Source organism: Vibrio sp. 1580, from assembly GCF_033340055.1.
The window spans coordinates 1-744 of the sequence record NZ_JAWOVT010000242.1 but is presented as its reverse complement, the minus strand read 5'-3'; the positions used below and the strand labels follow the sequence as shown (position 1 = coordinate 744).

Below are 744 nucleotides of genomic sequence, written 5' to 3'. Positions count from 1 at the left end.
TGTGCTCAACACGTTCAAGCCTCGACTTTTGTTGTGCTAAGTGTTTAATAGGAGAGTTTAATTGCAGACGATGGTGTTTACGCTCAACGGCTTGTTGGCGTGTATCGATGAAGCGCTGCATAGCTCTACGCAAACGCATATCCAGCTCATCGAGTTGCTGTGACTGACGCTGCAACTGATAACTTGGATGTTGGCGTTCTAAGCGATGCAGAAGTTGCGCAGATTGCTGTTTTTGCTGTGCTAAGTAGTAGCGCATCGCACTAGCTAGTTTATGCTGTTTCGCTACAAGCGATTGATCTTTATGGCTATTGTCACGGCTAACCAGTTCAGCGGCAGCTGATGGAGTAGGAGCTCGCACATCGGCAACAAAATCGGCAATCGTCATGTCGACTTCATGGCCCACAGCACTAATGATCGGGATTTGACTTGCAGCAATAGTGCGAGCAAGGATCTCATTGTTAAAGCACCATAAGTCTTCTAGAGAGCCGCCGCCACGACCAACAATCAATACATCACATTCATTTCGGCTATTAGCACGACCGATTGCTTGGGCAATTTGAATGGCTGCGTCATCACCTTGGACCATGGTCGGATAAATCACCACGGGTAGGGAAGGATCACGGCGTTTTAAAACGTCCAATATGTCGTAAAGCGCAGCACCTGTTTTAGAAGTGATGATACCAACACGCTTTGGTTGCTCTGGTATTTGCAGTTTGTTGCTTTGACCGAACAAACCTTCCGCTG

Annotated in this window: 1 protein-coding gene; it reads right to left on the bottom strand. The window is 47.4% G+C overall.

The genetic code is table 11. The features are described from left to right. On the bottom strand, positions 1 to 744 hold a 744-nt coding region (gene xseA / locus R7093_RS25285; RefSeq protein WP_318147029.1), incomplete at both ends, for an exodeoxyribonuclease VII large subunit.